Genomic DNA, 16,385 nt, shown 5'->3' on the forward strand with positions numbered 1-16,385 from the left:
GAGAAGATGCCTATCGAAATGGTGGCAAAAGTTACTGGCTTAACAATCGAACAGGTACAAAGCTTACTCATGACAGACGTTGAACAGTCAGAATAAGCAATACACGTGTTGTCCAATCAAAGATATACTATGCGTGAGTCTGTGATTTACCAACAAATTAAAACCGAAGGCAAGGAAGAAGGAAGCCAAGAAAAAGCTCATGAAATTGCCCGGAATTTTCTAGCAGAAGGGATGACAGTAGAAGCAGTTGCTCGGATTACTGGTTTAACAGTAGAAGTAGTGTAACAATTACAGCAGAGAGAATCTGATAACCAAAAGTAATTTTGCTACTATCCATATACTGAATGTGGTCAACTAAAGCTGTATTTCAAGCCCTAATTTCCTACGGTACTCAGTGACGGTGCTGGGTTGTTGATAACAATGTCCGTGCAAGTCGCAAGCTGTTTGTACTCATCCCAATTCCTGAGATTATGAGGTGATGACATTAATTCTTCAAACTCCCAGTTTTGAGAACTGATATCGAATAGCTCAATAGCTGCATCAAAACCGCATTGCAGGAATCTTGTGTATGATTCTTCAGACCAGAGAATAGACTCGACAATTGCTGTTAGTAACTTAAGATTGGTAATACTAGCTGCATCTTCATCATCTAGCCATTCGATTGTGGCTAGTAATCGTTGTTTTGCACTCTCGCTAGTAGATTCTGGTAATGGAGCAATGGGCATAGAACCTGTGAGTTGTTTCATCTGTCTTTACCTTAAAGTTATTTAGTTCTGCGGTCAGGCTACGTGAACAGGCATGGAGTATTCTGAATTTTGTCTTTAGTAGAACTTCTTATTGATCACCGTAGTGACTTGGATGACCTGGATGAGAATAATCATCTTCGTAGTCGTGGTCATCATCACCTTCTATTAATTCAAGGGTGATACCAAAAGCATTTTTAATTTGCCCTGTTCTTCCATAAGCTATTTTTAATTCGTTGCTGAGGTTTAAACCACGCAGCAATGCTTCTCCTAAGTATGTTTGCAATCTTTGGTGGTAAATTTTCAATTGCTTTACTGCCTGCTCTTTAAGATTACTCTGACTAAAGCTACTATTAAAAATTGCAATCATCTGATTTTCAACAGACGGCTGAGTAACTACTTTTCTGCACTTTTCAATTTCTCGACAGTAAGCCTTAATCGTGTTACTCAAATGCTTGTCATCCATCTGACAAATGAGTACCGTAATTCCGTCTTTTGATGTGTGAGTTTCAAACATAATATCGCCTACAATGTTAGTTATTCTGGGGCGTAATAGATACACCCCACTGAAGTTAAAAATTATCGGGATCTTCATCTCTCGACTTCTGCTCGTTTCACCCAACCTGATAGTTTAATATTGTCGGATTTGATGAATAGAATATTTTTCTCATTCAGCAATTGACAAATTGGCAGGTTGGAGAAATTACCACGGAACTCCGGGGATTTGAATGTCTCAAGTGTAACTGTCATGATTTTCACCAATTGAGTATTTTGTATTAGAGAGATAGACTTAGTAGCTAATTCAAAAAGATTTGGCGTAGCTGTCAGAATGCATTCTTCTTTAATCTGGGTCAATTAACGGCTCGACGCACCCCATCGCCTCACCTAAGTAATGCAGGACATCGCCCAAGTGAGTTGCTGCTTCTGGGCCAATTTTCTTGTCCGCAATCAACAAGAGCCAAATTTCATCTTGGGCTATCGCCTGAATCTTCACGTAGCACGAGTTGAATTGTTTGAGTATTTCTATTGCTGACATTGTTATATTTGTGAAGCTAAGTAAAACAGTTTGATTGAAGAAGTGGGCAGCAACGCCCACTTCTTTCTTTAAGCTGCTAACAAATCCCTAGCTTTTGTGGTTGGCACGTATTTCTTCAATTGCTCCCACTCATCAAAAGTCAGGGCATCAAATTCTTTATCGAGTAACTCCTCTTGTGTGGGTGGTTGTTGTACAATCGCTGTTGATATCTTCGCCATCTCCATAAACTCATCTAGTCCGATAGCTGCATCCATAGCTTGTGCATAGCGAATCTTATCTACAGCGTTAGACCAATGGGTAATATGCTCGAATAACAGTCCAATCATCGAGTGCGCTTTATATACTCGATAAGTTCTGGGACAGGCTCCGCCGCAGTACACTAATTTGTAGTCCGCAAGTTCAATTATCTCTGCATTGGGGTCGGTTGGAGGCAGGAGTATTTCCTCTTGGGACTCGTCAGATTGCTCCTGAACAGGTGTAATGATTGTAGTCTGTGCCATGATGAATATTTATGATTCTTATTGGTAGGCAAGCGCATTCCATCCGGGTAAGCGCTTGCTTTTTCTGTTTAAGACTAAGCCGCGACTGTAAGTCTGACTCCCAAGGATGCCACCGCTATCTCTGCGGTAGGGGCAAACTGATTGCATCCTAGTTGAGCACGTCTGGCATACCACAAACCTTGAGCATTACACCCAACCAATCCAATGCACTGCCCATCTCGATAAAGTTTGGTGCTGAACGATAGCCAGTCAATCTGTCCCGTTTGAATCTCAAACTTATTGCAAGCTACTTCTAATTCCTCATGCAGGCGCTTGTTGCGTTCCAGTGGGGTTTCGGGCAGAGTCGTCTTAACGGATGCAACTCTTGTAGCGAACCAGTCCCGGTCGAAAGCAAGCCGTCCGCCATCTAGAAACTGCACCCATACTGTAATACCGCCCTCAATCCAGATGGTGCGGATGGTTTCGGGCTGTGCTTGGATAATCTCGGCGATGATGCGGCGATCTCTGCTGGTGAGAGGATCTTGGGTTGGGGCTACAGCTTCGGCTTGGGATTCGAGGTGGCTGTATAGTTCTGCTTGGGCTAAGGTTTGTCCGTCTATTGTGTTGCAGTGAAAGCTTCTTGGTGCTTGCTGTGAATAAGCAAAGTAGTTCATAATAATAATCTCCTTTTTAGGAACAAAGGCGATCGCACTGCTTACCAGGCTTGGGGCGATCGCTTTTTGTTATTCTGTATTTACTTTAACCCTTAAATCAATACTTGTCAATACATTACAATACATGTTATTCAATACCTTGCAATACAAGTTTGAGCAAGAGTAAATTTAGGGTGTAAGGACTGAAGAAGTGTATGGCTAATTTAAAAAAACAAAGGACTTTTATCTCGTTTGAAATAGACCCTGAGATTAGGGAAGCGTTCAGTCAACAACTGAAATCTGAAGGTAGAACAGTGTCAGCTGTTCTTAAACAGTTTATTGAGGATTACTTGAAGTCCACTGAAAAACCGCAAGACCTAACAGAGGTAATCAAGCGATTGGAAGAAGTTGAGAGAAAAGTTGGCATTGAGAACAATCGACTAGTGGGGGAATCAGCCGCCTAAGAGAGGAGAACGAATCTCTTAGGCAAACTCACGCTCAACTATTAGAACTACTCAACAAAGACAAACCCGCCAATGATCAGGCGGGTTAAGTCTTTTTTAGGGGATATATAGCTTTCACAATACTTGTATTGTAGAATCGATACAAAAGGAAGGCGATTCCCCTATAGCATGGAGAAAGAGAATGGATCAAGATAGACGGCTAGAGCGAATAGAAGTGACATTAGACCGAGCAGTATTAGATTGCCTTGTCAGGCAATTCGGCAATGGAGTAGAAAACGAGCAGTTTGATTAACTATTACACTGCCGCATACTAAAAGCGATCGCCGCCGGCAAAGCACTGCGATCGCTTGCTCAAGTCGTGAACTACAAAGTGAGCTAATTACGATGTTGACATATTTTTGGTCTGATCCAAAATCAGCCAACTGCTCACTTTGCTGCTAATTGCACTCCCTGGTTAATACAGGACAAGCATTTACCAAACGTGGGTAACAATCATGCTGACACTAGAACCCGAAACCACATCAGCACTCGATTACAGTCTTCTCAACACCAGCATTCAAGACACTTTCACCGCCATTAACCGTTTTGAATGGCAAGCAATAGAAGAGTTGCGAGTGATGCGGGAAAAATGCTATTACCTCGATGCTGGCTACAAAAGCTTTGAAGATTATTGTGAAAAGGAGCTAATAAAATACGGTGGGTATCGTCGGGTGAGAGATTTGCTATCTGCCTCAGAGGTAAGAGATACCCTACCAGAGTCACTCAAAGACAAGATTACCAAACCGTCCCAAACTCGCCCCTTACTCCGGCTAGTCAAAACACCGGACAAGCTTCAACAAGCTGTAGCGATCGCAGCCCAAGAAAAGCCCTATCCTACAGCTGCCGACTTCGCCAAAGCAGTACAACAGGTTGCTCCAGCAGCTAAACTCACCACAAACAAGGAAAAAAGTCAAACGCAATTGTGTAATTCGGTCACGGGGGAACGGCGAAGATCAGAGGGCAGGCTTAGTAACAACACGATTACTCATGGCGCTGAACAAATCAACCCAGAAAGCCTGCCCTCTTTTCTCTTCGCCAAATGCGTCACGGTTTCATCACAATCACATCCTCGTTTTGGGGAGTCGGGAGTGATTGAAGCAGACGCACCAAACGTTTGGCAGCAAATTGTCACCTTTGATGATGGTGAAAAGCTGCTGGTCAACAATACTGATCTAGATGCCCGTAGTGTTCCATTCCCCAATGAGAGAACATTTCCACCAGAATACTCTGAGGCGATTGCAGCACTCAAAGAGCAACATCAGCAAGAGTTAGAGCGGCTGGAGAAAGACTTGAAAATTGGGCTACAGTCAGAAGCTACTACTAGAGCCGAAGCTCAGGTACAAGAACAAATCCAATCCTTGCAAAACCTGTACAAGCAGCAGAAGGAGCAAAACATCCAGTTACAGCAAAGGTTAGACGAGTTGGAAGGATTGAGGCAGCTAGAACTTGAAAACCAGCGACTAAAAGAGCGTATTCAGGAGCTAGAACACGCTGTAGGAGAATGTCCAGCCCAGGAATGGAGCAATACTCTCACCAAACAAGCAACCAAAGCTTTAAACAAGGAAGTCAAGCGATCACTGGAGAAGACGATTGACCTGCGATCGCTTGCCCAAGATCCACCCAAAGAAAATGCCACCGAATGCTTATGCTTGATGGGCATGGCTTTGGGAAATCTGGCCAGTGCGATGAACAACACCCAAGCGCAAAGTGCGGTCTTGGGGTTTCCCCAAGAGGAGCAACTTTGTAAGAGAGCGCTGGAAGCAGCTGCAATTATCCTGGGCAGTGAGGCAACACCATCTGCGATCGCATATCGTGCCGAACAATTACAACTTCTGCCCCAAGCAGTTAGCGAGATTCGGGGAGTGCTGTCAAAGCCAGAGTGTAGCTGGTGGGATTATCTGGAAGTGGCACAGGAATACGAGGTTATCAAAACTGACTACTGGGCGGAGTTAACACCACAAGAAACAGAGTTAATCACTGCTTTGGAGAAAGCCGAATCCTCGAAGATTAAGGAACCATCGGTTCTTCACGAAACTCCTGCCGAGTCCGGTTCTTCTAATTGCGAATTGACTATTGGCCTTGGTTCTATCGTCTCTCATGCTGACCCCTACCGTACTTTGTCTGTGGAACGGGGCGAAGTCGTGGAGGACTTGGGCGAAGAGTTGATGGTGGCGTGGGATTGCTGGAAAGAACGCTCAAAGAAGACTGATAGATATTCCAGGGATGAATTGCGGTTTTGGCTCTTGGAATAACAGCTAAATAGTAACTCGCGCTTACATACCCAAAAGACTTGAATGCGGCATGAATCACAATGTCGCCTAATTCGTGATGTGAAAATATGGAGGATAATATGACGACTACAGCAGCACTACAAATAATTGATGGTGGCAACAAACGTAATAGACGTTCATCTGAGAAAGCCACTACTCGACCCCACTGCAAAGTTTCAATTGATGATATTAACTGGGTAAGACAACAACCTCCGTGCGTACAACAGCTATGGCTTGATTGCATTGCCGCAGAGCAGTACGGTGGAGCAGCACACAATTTGGACACCAACCTCAGCCGCAATTCGTTTCTTAAAGCCAGCGCTGCTATCAATGCCGTTGGCTTGTTTGAGTTTGAGGAAGTCAGGAGCAAAACCCAATCTGGTAGATCCGGTATCACCAGCTATCGTGTCAAAAACTTGCATGGTTATTTTAACAGGCACTACTGGGAAAATTTTGACAATCAATCCGTGACAGCCGAGAGTCAAGCCGTGACTACAGAGAATCAACAGGTGATGCCCCAAAATCATCAAATGACACCTGAGCGTCAATATTTGACATTTTCCGAAGCCAAAACGCATACACAGAAAAAGTTTCAAAAACCTAACAACGTTTCTAACTACCCTTTAACTACCTACCAACAACCTTAGTTGGTTGTTGGTATGGTAGTTGGTTCTGACACGCCAACTGAAAATCCGCGTGTTGAGGAAACGGCTCATGCGCCCTTGAGGGGCGCGTTGCCTTCACGTATTGAAAGCGCGTCAGAACTTGAAGACTCGCCTACGGCGAATGACTGTACATCGCTGGCGCTTGTGGATGCTGCACCAAATCAACCTGCTCCGTTGTTAGCTGAAAACCAGGACTGTGGTGTTGAGGCGGCAGTCTTTCATGAAGGCACTTGTTCCGCCGCGCCCGCCGCCCAAAATGAATTTTCTTCAATTTCAGCGATCACAAATCAAACACCAGAGCTTGTAGAACAGGGTCAATCTGCTTCCTTGCCGGGAGAAAACCAAGTTTCAGGTGGAGAAGTCAAAGCAGTTGCTCAGGGTAAAAGTTCCGCCGCGCCTGTCCCCAGTGCTGAAAAATGGTCGCATGAGGCGATTGTAGCGCGGTCGAATATGCGACCTGTAAGAAGGGAAAAACTAAATCGAGCAGCAAATTCAGGGGAAAATCCTGGTTTTGACTTTTTGCATCAGTGCTGGAATGATGATCCGGCTTTGCAGATTGTGATCAAGAAATTGCTGGTGAAGTTTCCGCAATGGGGGGTTGCGATTGTTGATGGGGTGTTAGTTGATTGGGAGGATTAGCTAGGAGAGCGGCAAGACCTTCTCTCGACACTATGTCAATGCTTCCTCTCCTATAGAACCCATTTGGGATCTTGGGATGGAGGGTAAAATAAAAAATAAATGCCGTACTCCAGCAGCTTAACGGATAAAGAGTGGCAAATAATTGAACCACTGTTGCCTCAGAAAAAGCAAACTAGACCGCCAAAGTGGACAAAGCGACAAATTTTAGATGGTATCTTTTATCAACTCAAGAACGGGTGTAACTGGTGTGATTTACCTAGAGACTTACCGCCCTATTCAACTGTATTTTGGCACTTGCATTCAGTGGCGAGAAGCGGGAGTCATAGAGCGGGTAATGACGAAATTGCATGAACAAGTGCGAGAAGAGGCGAAAACCCCCCAAAATGGACAACCCTACTGATCATTGACTCATAAGCAGTTAAGAACACCTGCAATGCCAGTGCAGAGTCCAAAGGGTTCTGTGATTACAAGTGTACCAATGGCATCAAACGACACTTGGCAGTAGATACTCTCGGTCTACCATTTTTCACGCATTCTACCAAAGCCAGTATTAGTGATGACAATGGCTTAATTGAACTCTTGAGCCAGAACTGAGAATATTTTCGTGCCAAGCCTGTGAACATCCCAAAAATTACAATTCTCCTTGACCACGGCTACCACCCGGACAAGATCACTGCGGCTTTACAAATACTCTACCCTCAGATTATGACCAAGATCCGATTCCAACTGTCACCCAAACCCACCAGAGCCGAAAAAGCCGCCCTTGGTAAAACGGGGTTTGTTCCGGTCGCCACTCGTTGAGTAATTGAACGCTCCAATGCTTGGATGGAACGATGTAAAAGTTTGGTCAAAAACTTTGAGCGCACTCTCACTCATGCGACTACCAAGCTCAATCTATGTTTTATCCGGCCTCTGCTTAAGCGGTTAGACCACGCATAGATCTCAAATGGGTTCTATAAGGTGACAACACACAAAAAAATGCCCCTCGCAAAAACTTACCTACAAATTATTCAAAAATCATAAATTTTGGCGTATACGACGATACAACCATAGTATTTAACTAGAGATTGCAACGCCTGGGATGCTCAGTCGGTTGGCTGCACGTAAAAAAAACTGATTTATAAAATATCCTATCTAAATTTACACCTTGAGAGGGACGAAAAAAATCGACGAATTTAGGTGTAGATAGAAGAAACGGCGACATTTATTATTCGGCTGTCAAAGCTGGCTTCTGTTCGAGAGCAAATGCCAGTAGATACCGTGCTATATGTTCATTACCAACAAATAACTTTTGCTTGAATCCTAATCGCTCGTCCTAATTTCATCTCAATTTCATATCTGTGTGAAAAACTATTAAGTTAAGTGGTTAAGTTGGCTTTGTAAACAAATTCCAAGAGCGAAACCGTTTGCTTGCCAAAAGCGGTTCTCGAAATCCCGCTTGAAAAGTCAACCAACGTCTAAGCACAAATCCAGACCATAGTAACTCAAGGACACAAAATAGCGATGGGAATCTCTAACAGTCTCCAACCACCTACAGTAATTCGTTGTGTTTCGGGCACACTCCTGAGCCTTTTATTACTGACAACTCCTACGGCTGTGTTAGCTGGTGCTGGACACGATCATATCGGTGGAAGTTCATTTCAGGGTAGTGGAAGCCAAGCAAGTGGTTCTGTCGAAGTTGATGCCGAAACCGCCCAGAGGCTAGGAATTAAAGTCGAGCCAGTGAAACGGCAACAGCTGGCTTTGGGTATTAAAAGTACTGGACAGATTGAAACCTTACCTAGCCAAAAAGTGGAAGTGAATACCCCAATTACAGGGGCAAAAGTGGTTGAATTGTTGGTGGAACCCGGTGCTGTAGTCAAAAAGGGTCAACCCCTTGCCGTTGTCACTAGTCCCGATCTGGTGGAGTTACGGGTTAGTTCCCAAGAAAAACGAGCGGAAGCTACAGCTTCTTTGCAGCAAGCGCAAGCTGATTCCAGATTAGCTCAACAAAATTATCAAAGGTATTGGCAAATATCTAACGCCGACATTGCCCAAGCCCAAAGTCAGGTAGCATTTGCTGAAGAAAAATATAATAAGGATTTACAGTTAGCTAATGAAGGCGCTTTACCACGTCGCAACGCACTCGAATCTCAAACACAATTAGCAGAAGCAAAAGCCAAACTCACCTCAGCCAATAGCAGACGAGATGTCATTGAAAGCGAAGCCCAAATGAAACGCGCTCAGTCTGCTGTTCAAGTAGCACAAGAGCGTTTACGTCTTAGTGATTCTGCTTATAATACTAGACTGCAACAAATAGGCAACCGTCCTAACGCTAAGGGATTGGTGACAGTGACTGCTCCCATCTCCGGTAAAGTTGCTGATCGCCAAGTTACCCTTGGTCAAACTTTTAATGATGCAGGTGGCACACTCATGACTATTGTCAATGATAGTCGGGTTTTTGCCACAGCCAATATTTATGAAAAAGATTTAGACAAAGTAAAAGTAGGTCAAAGAGTAAGTCTAAAAGTTGCTAGCTTACCAGACCGTACCTTTTCTGGAAAGATTACACAGATTGGTGCGGTAGTACAAGGGGAAACACGGGTTGTCTCAGTACAGGCTGAAGTAAATAACCCAGGCGGACAACTCAAACCTGGAATGTTTGCAGAATTGGAGGTACTAACAAACCAATCATCCGCACCTATCTTGGCGGTTCCTAGGTCGGCTGTAGTCGATGCGAATGGGAAAAAAATGGTCTACGTCCAAAATGGGAATGCTTTCCAATCTGCGGAAGTGACCTTGGGTCAAACCTCTGGGGACATGGTTGAGGTGAAGACGGGTTTGTTTGAGGGAGATGCGATCGTCACCCAACGTGCGCCCCAACTTTACGCTCAATCATTGCGAGGTGATAGTAAACCAAAAGAAGAAGAACCCAACGAAGAAGGTGGTTCTCATACAGAAGAAACTGAAGTTAAAACTAACAGTTTCCCACTACCTTTATGGTTAACAGCAGGTGGAGGAGTAGCACTTGTAGTAGCTGCTTTCATGGGAGGTGCTTTGTGGTCTAATCGTCGTACCCGTTTAGTACCAGCAGGTAATTTAGAGTACGACGGGTTCAATTATGAAACAGAGGTTTATCTCGACAACCACAAGCAACCAACCCTGTCTACTTCTGATAAAAATGTTGAGGAGCATGATCGTCCTCGACATTCAGATGGTGGTTAGTGATTAGCGAAGTTGCAGATAATAAATACCTATAAATACCTGAAGTTTGGTTCTGTTAGATTTTCTAACATCAAGCCAACCTACAGCAAAACTATTTAGATTGTGAACAGAACAGTTTATAAATCTCATGCTCCAGGCGCAGAGAGTATAAGAATGTAATTTGTTCATATCCTATTTAGGAATGCTGTAAATTTATAAAGCCTATCAACTTCCTGTGTACCTATGAGTGAGACAGTAGTTCGCCAACAGTATGACCAAATGGCGCATTTCTATGACCAGCGGTGGAATACTTATATCACCAAGACACTTACTTTTCTCAAAGCTTGGGCGCATATTTCACCACAAGCCACAATTCTTGATGTCGCCTGTGGAACAGGGGAATTTGAGCATTTACTACTCAATGACAATCCAACACAACAGATTATGGGAGTAGATATTTCTGAAAATATGCTGCTCGTTGCTAAACAGAAATGTCGTAATTACCCTAATGTCTCGTTTTCCACTGCATCTGCATCGGCATTACCTTTTAGTAGTAGCAGTTTTGATGTAGTTGTATCTGCTAATGCGTTTCACTATTTTGATGATCCCGATGCTGCATTTGCGGAAATGAAAAGGGTTCTCAAGCCTGATGGTAAATTAATAATTTTGGATTGGTGCAGAGATTATATTTTGTGTAAAATATGCGATATTTTATTGAAAATATTTGATTCAGGACACAAGCAGTGTTACTCCCAAGCTCAATTTCATCAACTGCTTACTTCCTCAAACTTTGAAATCTGTGGCGCAACTAAAGTTCGCCTTGGGTTGATTTGGGGCTTGATGCTAGCAACAGCCACACCTAATATTTAAATTTTCTCACCCGTTTATCACAAAGAAACAAACCCTTCGCCATTTCTTAACCAAAAACCAAATGATTAGTACAGTTGCTAGATGGGTAATTTCTCGACGCTGGCTCGTAGTAATTGCTGCACTCATTTCCACATTAGTCATCATCTTTAATACCATCCCCAAAATGCCGCTGGATGTTTTTCCCGCCTTTGCACCTCCCCAAGTCGAAATTGAGACAGCAGCCCCTGGACTAGCGCCAGAAGAAATCGAATCTTTGGTGACATTACCAATTGAAAGTACCATTAATGGGACTCCAGGTTTAACCTCCGTTCGTTCCTCTTCTTCAGCAGGACTTTCTGTAGTCAGAGTTGTTTTTGGCTGGGGAACAGATATCCTTCAAGCCCGCCAGTTGATACAAGAACGACTGCAACAAGCCATAAGCAAGCTACCAGAAGGAGTCGAAACCCCACGAATTGCCCCCACAAGCTCCCCCATCGGTACTGTATTAAAGTACGCCTTGACTGTGGAAGGGGAAGGCAATAACCAATCTGCGACTAAAATCGACCTCATGGAAGTCCGCAGAATTGTTGATTGGCAAGTAACGAATCGCCTTTTAGCAGTTCCTGGTGTCAGTCAGGTACTTGTATATGGCGGCGATGTGCGTCAGTATCAAGTGTTAGTAGACCTCAACAAACTACAAGCTTTTAATGTCTCTTTACAACAGGTAAGTGAAGCCGTACAAGGGGCAAATGTCATTGCTCCTGGTGGCTTTTTGATTACCCCTGACAAACAAACTTTAATTCGGGGAATTGGGCGGATTGAATCCCTTGATGATCTTCGACAATCTGTCATTGTCGCCCGTCAAGGAACGCCCGTCCGCTTGGGAGATGTCGCCGAAGTGCAAATTGGTGGTGCTGTGAAAATCGGCGATGGTAGTTTAAATGGAAAAGATGCTGTTGTGCTGATGGTGAATAAACAACCCCTAGCTGATACTCCCACCGTCACCCGCGCTATTGAAGCCGCAATATCTGAGCTAAAAGCAGGTTTACCGAAAGAAATTAAAGTAAATCAAACCTTCCGCCAAGCAGATTATATCGATGCTTCGGTGGAAAATGTCAGGTCAGCCTTGGTGGAAGGTAGTATCATTGCAGCAGTTATCCTCATCCCTTTTTTAATGAATTGGCGGACTCTGGGAGTTGTGCTGTTGAATTTTGCCCTGACTTTTATATTTTCATTGCAAGTATTATCTTTTTTGGGCTTGGGGCTGAATACAATGACTTTGGGAGGATTAGCGATCGCCATTGGTACAGCGATCGATGATGCCATTGTCTATGCAGAAAATGTTTTTCGTTTATTACGACAAAATAAATACTCTCCCAACCCTAGTCCAGTACTGGAAATTGTTTTTGAAGGAGTACAGGAAGTTCAGGAATCTCTGATTGGGGCAACTTTAATTACTATTGTCGTCTTTTCTCCAATATTTGCCCTTGCTGGTGTGGAAGGTCGGATTTTTGGCCCGATGGGTCTTAGTTATCTGGTGGTAGTTGTAGTTTCTAGCTTAGAAGCGCTGCTTGTAAGTCCGGCTTTATGTGCAATTTTATTACCTCACGATAAAATGTCAGAAAGGGAACCCTTTATACCAAGAGTTTGCAAAAGGATTTATTACCTTTTTCTCGATTTTGCTATCAGAAATTCGGTAGTTGTTATTACTGTGGCTGCGGCGGGAATGATCGCAGCAATTATAATTTTCCCAACTTTAGGACGGGCATTTCTACCTGAATTCCAAGAAACAACTTTGGTAAATACCTTAGCACTTTATCCAGGTACATCTTTAGAAACTACGAATAGTGCTGCTTTTGCTTTGGAAGATAAACTCAAAGACGACCCTAGATTAAAGTATATTCAATTACGCGCCGGACGCGCCCCCAATGATTCGGATGCTGCACCTGTGAATTTGGCTCACCTTGATATTGGGTTGAGTGACAAAGGAATGAAAAATCGCGGAGCTACCGTAGAATGGTTGCGTGAAGAGTTTAACAAAATACCAGGCACTGCATCCAATATTGGTGGATTTATTTCTCACCGAATTGATGAAATTTTGTCTGGGGTGAGGAGTCAAATCGCGGTCAAAATTTTTGGTTCCGACTTAGAAGAACTCCGCAAGATTGGAAAGCAAGTTGAAGACGTAATGAAATCTGTTTCGGGAATTGTAGATTTAGAACTTGAGCCACAAGTTCCTATTGAACAAATTCAAATTAAGTTTGACCGGGTTGCTGCATCTCGCTACGGTTTAACTATTGGACAATTATCTAATATCATTGAAACTGCGCTCAATGGAAGAACAGTCTCTCAAGTTTTAGAAAAGCAACAAAGCTTTGATTTGGTTGTGTGGTTGCAACCACAGTATCGCAACAATCTGCAAACAATTGAAAATTTGTTAGTTGATACCCCTGATGGAAATAAAATTCCCTTAGCTAAAGTTGCTACGGTTGCCTATGGCACCGGGCCTAATACTATCAATCGGGAAAATGTTTCGCGTTTAATTGTGGTATCTGCTAATACTAAAGGCAAAGATTTGCGCTCTGTAGTGACAGATATTCAAAATAAAGTTAAGGCACAAGTGCAACTTCCTTCAGGTTATTTTATCCAATATGGAGGTCAATTTGAAGCAGAAGAACGAGCATCACAAAATATTCTGGTTTTCAGTGCTATTTCCTTTGTTGTGATTACAGTACTAATGTATCTTTCTGTGAAATCAATCGCTTCAACAGCAATGATTATGATTAACTTGCCCATTGCGTTAGTGGGTGGAGTAATTGCGGTAGCTTTTACAGGTGGAGTTGTTTCTATAGCCTCATTGGTGGGGTTTGTAACTTTGTTTGGTGTGGCTACTCGAAACGGATTATTATTAGTAGATAATTACATTACAAAAGTTGCGTTAGGAATGTCTTTAAAAGAAGTATTAATTGCTGGGTCAATGGAACGACTCAACGCTATTTTGATGACATCTTTAACTTCAGCTTTGGGTTTAGTTCCGTTGATAATTTCAGTGGGGCCAGAAAAGGAAATTTTGCAACCTCTTTCGATTGTAGTGTTAGGTGGGTTGTTTACTTCTACGGCGTTAACTTTGCTGGTTTTACCTGCTTTATATTCTAAGTTTGGTAGGTTTTTGTTACCTAAGCGAAGTGCGGCTGTTGTGGATAATGGGAAGGTAGCTGGCGTGGTGGTGGAGAATTAATTGGCATTACTAAGTTAAGCGCAGATGTAACAGCAATTTTGATAAATATAGCCAGTGAATTTCTTTGCTGGCTCATAATATAAGCAGTAATTTATAGGTACACATAAACTTCCGATAGGGTGTGTCGCTGATCAAATGAAATACTCTATACAATATTACTTCTATGAGATTTTCTGAAAAAACTATAGGGAAAAAATATTTCAAGTTTTTCTGTCACCTGCAATGGATTTTGCTAGGTTTAGTAATTAGTGTGTTAGCAAAACCTTTAATAGCAGCTGCTTATATAGGTTTAATGACGAATGGCTCCCGCTACGTTCAACCAGAATTAGTCCCAAAAGAACAGGTTGCAATAGTATTCGGTGCAGGAATTCTTCCGAATGGTAATCCCACACCGATGTTGTCAGACCGTGTAGAAGCTGCTGTCAAACTTTATAAAATGGGAAAGATTAGTAAACTCTTGATGACAGGAGATAACAGCACAGTTTTTTATAATGAAGTCAGGTCTATGCAGAAATATGCTCATGATTTGGGTGTACCGATGAAAAACATTAGCTTAGACTATGCAGGTTTCAGCACTTATGAGAGTTGTTATCGCGCTCATAAGGTTTTTGGTGTACATAAAGCTGTTGTTATCACCCAAAATTATCATCTTCCCCGCACTGTTTATACCTGTAGCCAATTAGGGGTGAAGACAGTTGGTTTAGGAACTCCAGATATAGAAATTTATGGACTACGGGGAATGATTCCCGATTTAGTGCGGGAAATGTTAGCGAATGTCAAGGCTTTGTGGGAAGTTTACATTACCCTTCCCCGACCTACTTTTTTAGGACGTTTTGAGCCTATTAATTGAGTATTTTACAAATTTCACTCAGTAGTTAGACGCAGAATTAATCACAAAACTAGCACTAATAACAAAACCCAAAGCTGCAATAAATAAAATAATCCAAATCTTTGGATTCGCTCTCAAGTTTTTATTAGTAAATTCTGGTAATTTCCCAAAATCTATTTTTATTAAAAGTGAAAATTTATTATCTCGATTAATTTGTGTTTATTGATGATTATGTAAACATTTGAATTTATTCAATGGAGGATAACCTATTCATGTTTAATTCAGCATCCCAAGTAACTAAACTTAAGAGCAAGAATAACGAATTTTCATCTACAGCAGATATAGTGCGTATCTATCTTCGTAAAATTGGACGTATACCTCTGTTAACCCATGAAGAAGAAATTTTTTTTGCTAAACAAGTTCAGCAAATGATGGCAATTATTACTGCGAAGGAAAAACTATCTGAAAAATTACAGCGTGAACCCACTCTGCAAGAATGGGCTGACAAGATGAAATTGAAAGAAGATGTGCTGCTGCAACAACTAAGTCGAGGACAAATTGCCAAGCAGAAGATGATTCAGGCTAATCTGCGGCTGGTGGTGTCTATTGCTAAAAAATACCAGAAACGCAATATTGAGTTTCTAGATTTAATTCAAGAAGGTACATTGGGGCTAGAACGAGGGGTAGAGAAATTTGATCCAACTCTTGGATACAAGTTTTCTACTTATGCTTATTGGTGGATTCGTCAGGGAATTACACGAGCGATCGCACAACAATCCCGCACCATTCGTTTACCCATTCACATGGCTGATAAGCTGAACAAAATTAAGCGTGTTCAACGAGAGTTATCTCAAAAGCTTGGTCACACCGCCGACGTGACAGAAATCGCCCAAGCGCTTAATCTGGAACCCAGTCAGATTCGAGAATGTTTACAGTTTGCTCGTCAAGCTGTTTCCTTAGATATGGGAATTGGGCCTGAGCAGGATACTCAATTGCAGGATATGTTGGAGGATGATGGAATATCTCCCGAACGCTACACCGAGCGGGAATTACTCTATCAAGACGTTCACAATCTATTAGCAAAGCTGACTCCCCAGCAAAAGGAAGTATTAATCTTGCGCTTTGGTTTAGCAGGTGGACAGGAACTTACTCTGGTACAGATTAGTCAACGTATGGGCATTTGTCGGGAACGAGTGCGACAAGTGGAACAACAAGCTCTCACACTTCTACGAAGATATGGGGTTAACTCACGCAGCTATCTAGCTGGCTGATGCTCCCTAGTTTTGAAAGCTTGTAGT

General features: G+C 42.6%; 18 protein-coding genes. 11 read left to right on the forward strand and 7 right to left on the reverse strand.

Annotated features, from left to right (window positions below; genetic code table 11):
• The first annotated feature begins 129 nt into the window (after positions 1 to 129).
• Complete coding sequence (locus HCR01_RS31920; RefSeq protein WP_193200011.1) at positions 130 to 285, forward strand: hypothetical protein; 156 nt, start codon at positions 130 to 132, stop codon at positions 283 to 285.
• Positions 286 to 374: 89 nt separating this feature from the next.
• On the opposite strand, the gene HCR01_RS31925 is transcribed toward HCR01_RS31920, so the two are convergent.
• The 6 genes from HCR01_RS31925 to HCR01_RS31950 form a co-directional block, all read right to left on the reverse strand.
• Entirely contained in the window at positions 375 to 746 is a 372-nt protein-coding gene (locus HCR01_RS31925; RefSeq protein ID WP_226889791.1) for a hypothetical protein, read from the reverse strand.
• A gap of 88 nt (positions 747 to 834) precedes the next feature.
• A complete protein-coding gene (locus HCR01_RS31930; protein ID WP_226889792.1) occupies positions 835 to 1,338 on the reverse strand; it encodes a hypothetical protein in 504 nt (167 codons plus the stop codon).
• Complete coding sequence (locus tag HCR01_RS31935) at positions 1,335 to 1,493, reverse strand: hypothetical protein (RefSeq protein WP_193200013.1); 159 nt, start codon at positions 1,491 to 1,493, stop codon at positions 1,335 to 1,337. Before HCR01_RS31935 ends, HCR01_RS31930 begins: the two co-directional genes overlap by 4 nt.
• A 91-nt stretch (positions 1,494 to 1,584) precedes the next feature.
• Positions 1,585 to 1,779, reverse strand: a complete 195-nt coding sequence (locus HCR01_RS31940) for a hypothetical protein (RefSeq protein ID WP_193200014.1) — start codon at positions 1,777 to 1,779, stop codon at positions 1,585 to 1,587.
• Between the two features lie 68 nt (positions 1,780 to 1,847).
• Positions 1,848 to 2,279 (reverse strand): hypothetical protein, encoded by a 432-nt coding sequence (locus HCR01_RS31945; protein ID WP_193200015.1) that lies wholly within the window; start codon positions 2,277 to 2,279, stop codon positions 1,848 to 1,850.
• Between the two features lie 74 nt (positions 2,280 to 2,353).
• Complete coding sequence (locus HCR01_RS31950) at positions 2,354 to 2,932, reverse strand: hypothetical protein (protein ID WP_193200016.1); 579 nt, start codon at positions 2,930 to 2,932, stop codon at positions 2,354 to 2,356.
• Between the two features lie 194 nt (positions 2,933 to 3,126).
• Between HCR01_RS31950 and HCR01_RS31955 the strand changes: the two genes are divergently transcribed.
• A complete protein-coding gene (locus tag HCR01_RS31955; RefSeq protein ID WP_185582802.1) occupies positions 3,127 to 3,375 on the forward strand; it encodes a hypothetical protein in 249 nt (82 codons plus the stop codon).
• 248 nt (positions 3,376 to 3,623) lie between these two features.
• Here the strand turns inward: HCR01_RS31955 and HCR01_RS31960 are convergent, their stop codons facing one another.
• The gene (locus HCR01_RS31960) at positions 3,624 to 3,797 is read right to left on the reverse strand and encodes a hypothetical protein (protein WP_185582804.1); all 174 of its coding nucleotides are present in this window, start codon (positions 3,795 to 3,797) and stop codon (positions 3,624 to 3,626) included.
• Between the two features lie 72 nt (positions 3,798 to 3,869).
• Here HCR01_RS31960 and HCR01_RS31965 point away from each other — a divergent pair, with 72 nt between their 5' ends.
• The 9 genes from HCR01_RS31965 to sigB all read left to right on the forward strand — a co-directional run bounded on the left by HCR01_RS31965 (position 3,870) and on the right by sigB (position 16,358).
• The gene (locus HCR01_RS31965) at positions 3,870 to 5,666 is read left to right on the forward strand and encodes a hypothetical protein (protein ID WP_193200017.1); all 1,797 of its coding nucleotides are present in this window, start codon (positions 3,870 to 3,872) and stop codon (positions 5,664 to 5,666) included.
• Positions 5,667 to 5,764: 98 nt separating this feature from the next.
• Positions 5,765 to 6,331, forward strand: coding sequence for a hypothetical protein (locus HCR01_RS31970; protein WP_193200018.1), 567 nt, complete (start codon positions 5,765 to 5,767; stop codon positions 6,329 to 6,331).
• 12 nt (positions 6,332 to 6,343) lie between these two features.
• A complete protein-coding gene (locus HCR01_RS31975; protein WP_193200019.1) occupies positions 6,344 to 6,988 on the forward strand; it encodes a hypothetical protein in 645 nt (214 codons plus the stop codon).
• A gap of 99 nt (positions 6,989 to 7,087) precedes the next feature.
• Positions 7,088 to 7,339, forward strand: a complete 252-nt coding sequence (locus tag HCR01_RS31980; RefSeq protein ID WP_226889793.1) for a transposase — start codon at positions 7,088 to 7,090, stop codon at positions 7,337 to 7,339.
• Between the two features lie 1,152 nt (positions 7,340 to 8,491).
• On the forward strand, positions 8,492 to 10,192 hold the full coding sequence (locus HCR01_RS31995) for an efflux RND transporter periplasmic adaptor subunit (protein ID WP_193200020.1): 1,701 nt from the start codon (positions 8,492 to 8,494) through the stop codon (positions 10,190 to 10,192).
• Positions 10,193 to 10,414: 222 nt separating this feature from the next.
• Positions 10,415 to 11,041: a class I SAM-dependent methyltransferase gene (locus tag HCR01_RS32000; protein WP_193200021.1), complete on the forward strand. Its 627-nt coding sequence runs from the start codon at positions 10,415 to 10,417 to the stop codon at positions 11,039 to 11,041.
• 61 nt (positions 11,042 to 11,102) lie between these two features.
• Positions 11,103 to 14,258: an efflux RND transporter permease subunit gene (locus HCR01_RS32005; protein WP_193200022.1), complete on the forward strand. Its 3,156-nt coding sequence runs from the start codon at positions 11,103 to 11,105 to the stop codon at positions 14,256 to 14,258.
• A gap of 163 nt (positions 14,259 to 14,421) precedes the next feature.
• Complete coding sequence (locus HCR01_RS32010) at positions 14,422 to 15,108, forward strand: vancomycin high temperature exclusion protein (RefSeq protein ID WP_193200023.1); 687 nt, start codon at positions 14,422 to 14,424, stop codon at positions 15,106 to 15,108.
• 251 nt (positions 15,109 to 15,359) lie between these two features.
• Complete coding sequence (gene sigB, locus HCR01_RS32015) at positions 15,360 to 16,358, forward strand: sigma-70 family RNA polymerase sigma factor SigB (protein ID WP_193200024.1); 999 nt, start codon at positions 15,360 to 15,362, stop codon at positions 16,356 to 16,358.
• Positions 16,359 to 16,385: the final 27 nt, after the last annotated feature.

This window comes from Nostoc sp. MG11 (assembly GCF_014904695.1).
GTDB lineage: Bacteria > Cyanobacteriota > Cyanobacteriia > Cyanobacteriales > Nostocaceae > Komarekiella.

Coding starts and splice junctions, on each gene's coding strand:
- HCR01_RS31920 (WP_193200011.1), top strand. CDS start 130: ATGCGTGAGTCTGTGATTTACCAACAAATTAAAACCGAAGGCAAGGAA.
- HCR01_RS31925 (WP_226889791.1), bottom strand. CDS start 746: ATGAAACAACTCACAGGTTCTATGCCCATTGCTCCATTACCAGAATCT.
- HCR01_RS31930 (WP_226889792.1), bottom strand. CDS start 1,338: ATGAAGATCCCGATAATTTTTAACTTCAGTGGGGTGTATCTATTACGC.
- HCR01_RS31935 (WP_193200013.1), bottom strand. CDS start 1,493: ATGACAGTTACACTTGAGACATTCAAATCCCCGGAGTTCCGTGGTAAT.
- HCR01_RS31940 (WP_193200014.1), bottom strand. CDS start 1,779: ATGTCAGCAATAGAAATACTCAAACAATTCAACTCGTGCTACGTGAAG.
- HCR01_RS31945 (WP_193200015.1), bottom strand. CDS start 2,279: ATGGCACAGACTACAATCATTACACCTGTTCAGGAGCAATCTGACGAG.
- HCR01_RS31950 (WP_193200016.1), bottom strand. CDS start 2,932: ATGAACTACTTTGCTTATTCACAGCAAGCACCAAGAAGCTTTCACTGC.
- HCR01_RS31955 (WP_185582802.1), top strand. CDS start 3,127: ATGGCTAATTTAAAAAAACAAAGGACTTTTATCTCGTTTGAAATAGAC.
- HCR01_RS31965 (WP_193200017.1), top strand. CDS start 3,870: ATGCTGACACTAGAACCCGAAACCACATCAGCACTCGATTACAGTCTT.
- HCR01_RS31970 (WP_193200018.1), top strand. CDS start 5,765: ATGACGACTACAGCAGCACTACAAATAATTGATGGTGGCAACAAACGT.
- HCR01_RS31975 (WP_193200019.1), top strand. CDS start 6,344: ATGGTAGTTGGTTCTGACACGCCAACTGAAAATCCGCGTGTTGAGGAA.
- HCR01_RS31980 (WP_226889793.1), top strand. CDS start 7,088: ATGCCGTACTCCAGCAGCTTAACGGATAAAGAGTGGCAAATAATTGAA.
- HCR01_RS31995 (WP_193200020.1), top strand. CDS start 8,492: ATGGGAATCTCTAACAGTCTCCAACCACCTACAGTAATTCGTTGTGTT.
- HCR01_RS32000 (WP_193200021.1), top strand. CDS start 10,415: ATGAGTGAGACAGTAGTTCGCCAACAGTATGACCAAATGGCGCATTTC.
- HCR01_RS32005 (WP_193200022.1), top strand. CDS start 11,103: ATGATTAGTACAGTTGCTAGATGGGTAATTTCTCGACGCTGGCTCGTA.
- HCR01_RS32010 (WP_193200023.1), top strand. CDS start 14,422: ATGAGATTTTCTGAAAAAACTATAGGGAAAAAATATTTCAAGTTTTTC.
- sigB (WP_193200024.1), top strand. CDS start 15,360: ATGTTTAATTCAGCATCCCAAGTAACTAAACTTAAGAGCAAGAATAAC.